Raw genomic sequence first — 3,034 nt, 5'->3', positions numbered from 1 at the left:
CCTGCTGATTACGAATCAGCTGCTCTACCGACTGTGCTAAGGTGGCTTGCTCAAGTTCGGAAAGTTAGCATTGACTTCCCCGAAAGTCAAGTTGGGTCAATCACAAGTTTAGTTCCTGTCCCAAACAACTACAACACAACCTTAGGAATATTCTTATGTTATTAGGTCGTTTGCATTCCTCCGCTCCGCCCGTTAGTTTGTATTTTCGACGAAGGGTTGTTTCGATTTCCCTTCGGTTTCTTTGTCGCACCGTGAATTGAGACTCGTATAACTTATGCCCTATGCGTAAACCTATTGGACAAGATACAATCGCTATGAGCGAACGCCACCGTGATGTACTGAATACGGTGGTACGCCAATTCATTCTGACCGCACAACCGGTCAGCTCGTTAACCGTAGCTGGCAAGGCAGTTGGCGCTTCTTCGGCAACAATTCGTAATGTGATGGCGGAATTGGAAGCAGCTGGATTGCTCAAACAACAACATACTTCCGGCGGCCGTATACCAACGGCAAATGGTTATCGTACTTTTGTCAATGGATTAACAACACCACCACTCGATTATCGTAGTGAAGAGGAATTTTCCCGGGCAATCGAGGAAAGCAATGCATTGGGTGAGACGATTCTAAACCGGTTCGCCTCGGTGTTGGCATCGGCATCACATTTGATTGGGGTTGTATTATCTCCCCGGTTGGATCGCGGCATCCTGGAACATATCGAGCTGTTGCAAGTTGCCGATGAACGACTATTATTGGTTGTCACACTCCGTGAAGGCATGGTGAAAACCATATTCATCGAATTGCCAGTGCGGGTATCTGCCGGAGAAATCGTCGGCTTGACACGATTAATCAACGAGCGATTATCCGGCGTTCAGTTATCGACTCTACAATCGGAAGCGAATGTGCGGCTTGCCGATACCGGATTAGCCAGCTCTGAATTGGTACGCTTGATTTTGAGCGGAGCCGAGTCGTTGTTTGGGATGCCTTCGCAATCGATTGCCGGTGCAGGACACGCGCTCGATCAACCGGAATTTCGCCATCCCGATAAACTAAAAACAGTGATTGAATTGCTCGAAGGCAAAGACATTCTTTTGCATTTGTTAGAGAATGAGGATATTGGTAACGATGTTCGCGTCCGGATCGGCGTTGAATCGGGCATCGAAGCTGCTAAGGAACTGTCGTGTGTGACTGCGAATTACCGGGTGGGTGATTTGAGCGGGACTATTGGTATCATTGGACCTACCCGGATGGATTATCCGCGACAAATGGCATTGGTCGGCTTGGCGGCAAACCTGCTCAGTAAAATGCAAAATAAGTTTTAGGAGATGAATCGTAGTGAAAATCGATGCACGTGCCTACACTGAAAAAGGCAAACCACCCGTGACGGTAGAGATACCAATCACCGGCGAGGACGATGCAGTACGGGAATCGGAAGCCCAACCGGCTCCGGTTGTTGAAGCTGTCAAAGAACAGGATAGTGAACTGAAAAATAAACCGACATCCGAAAATACGCTGTCAATGCGAATCACAGAGTTAGAAACGCAATTGGCGGAAAAAGAGAAAACGCTGCAAGATGCGCGAAACGATGTATTACGAACCCTTGCCGAATTAGATACTTTCCGCCGTCGCAAAAACCTGGAAGGGCTGGAAATCCGAAAGTATGGCGCAGAAGGCTTACTAAAGGCATTACTGCCAGCGCTATTGGATTTGGATCGCTTGGTACAACATAGCGAATCGGTAACCGACACCGGAAAACTGGTCGAAGCGATTGCGATGTTGCAAGGTAAAGTCGAGAAAGCGCTGGAAACCGCCGGCGCATTGAAAATCGCTCCACGACCGAGCGATGCATTTGATCCGAATCTCCACGAAGCGATTGGACAATTGCCCAGCAATGAGTTTTTACCCAACCATGTAGCAATCTTGGTGGAACCGGGTTGGCTGTTACACGAGCGTTTACTACATGCTGCCAAAGTATTAGTAGCAGCACCAGAAACGACTATGGAGAGTGAAGCGTAAGATGCAAAAACGCGACTATTACGAGGTGTTAGGCGTCGACCGTAGCGGTTCGGCCGAAGACATCAAGAAAGCCTATCGTAAATTGGCAATGCAATTCCATCCCGATAAAAATCCGGGTGATAAATCCGCTGAAGAAAAGTTTAAAGAAATTGGCGAAGCCTACGCTGTGTTATCCGATCCGGCGAAGCGTCAGCAATATGACCGGTTCGGTCACCGGATGCCGAGTGAGTCGTTTGGTGGTAGTGGTGGTGGTGGTATCGATCCGTTTGAGATTTTCCGTGAGATGTTTGGCGGCGGGATGGGAGGATTCGATCCGTTCGGTTTTGGCGGCGGCACCGATATTAATCCAGAGGAATCGAGCCGTGGTTCAAATCTTCAGGTTACCGTACATCTCGAATTGGAAGAGATTGCTACCGGGGTAGAGAAAAAAATTAAAATTCGCCGTCAGAAAAGCTGCGAAGTATGCCACGGCAACGGCACCAAACCCGGCTCGAAGAAAACGACTTGTAAGACTTGCGGCGGACGTGGACAAGTCCGGCAAGTGCAGCGGACCATTTTAGGACAAGTTGCGACTATTACTTCCTGTCCCAATTGTCAGGGCTCGGGTCACATCATCGACGATCCCTGTAAAGAGTGTGACGGTGAAGGGCGGGTACGTGGTGAAGTTACAGTAGCCGTTAAAATCCCGGTAGGGGTACGTGACGGCAATTACTTAACACTCCGTGGTCAAGGACATGCAGGAAGGCGTGGTGCGCCGGCAGGTGATTTAATCGTCATTATTCAAGAAAAGGAACATTCCCATTTTACCCGCCATGGCGACGACTTGATTTATGATCTCGTGATCCCATTTACAAAAGCGGCATTGGGAGGCGAGGTCGAAGTGCCGACGCTGAAAGGTAAAGCAAAATTGAAAATTCCCAGCGGCACTCAAAGCGGCAAACAGCTCCGGATGCGCGGGGCGGGCATCCCTCATCTTAACGGATACGGGAACGGTGATCAGATAGTCGTAGTTACAGTATGG

The 3,034-nt window shown here is 49.1% G+C and carries 3 protein-coding genes; all 3 read left to right on the top strand.

The window, feature by feature from the left end:
- Positions 1-314 precede the first annotated feature (314 nt).
- Entirely contained in the window at positions 315-1,319 is a 1,005-nt protein-coding gene (gene hrcA, locus OEM52_14665; GenBank protein MDK9701377.1) for a heat-inducible transcriptional repressor HrcA, read from the top strand.
- Positions 1,320-1,332: 13 nt separating this feature from the next.
- Entirely contained in the window at positions 1,333-2,013 is a 681-nt protein-coding gene (locus tag OEM52_14660; protein MDK9701376.1) for a nucleotide exchange factor GrpE, read from the top strand.
- 1 nt (position 2,014) lies between these two features.
- Positions 2,015-3,034 (top strand): molecular chaperone DnaJ (dnaJ, locus tag OEM52_14655; protein MDK9701375.1); only part of this gene is annotated, 1,020 nt, incomplete at its 3' end.

The organism is bacterium, assembly GCA_030247525.1.
In the GTDB taxonomy this organism is placed as follows: domain Bacteria; phylum Electryoneota; class JAOADG01; order JAOADG01; family JAOADG01; genus JAOTSC01.
The sequence above is the reverse complement of the archived record's forward strand: the minus strand, read 5'-3'. Positions and strand labels throughout refer to the sequence as shown.

Bases quoted from the DNA above. Each gene is read 5' to 3' on its own strand.
- hrcA (MDK9701377.1), top strand. From the start codon at position 315: ATGAGCGAACGCCACCGTGATGTACTGAATACGGTGGTACGCCAATTC.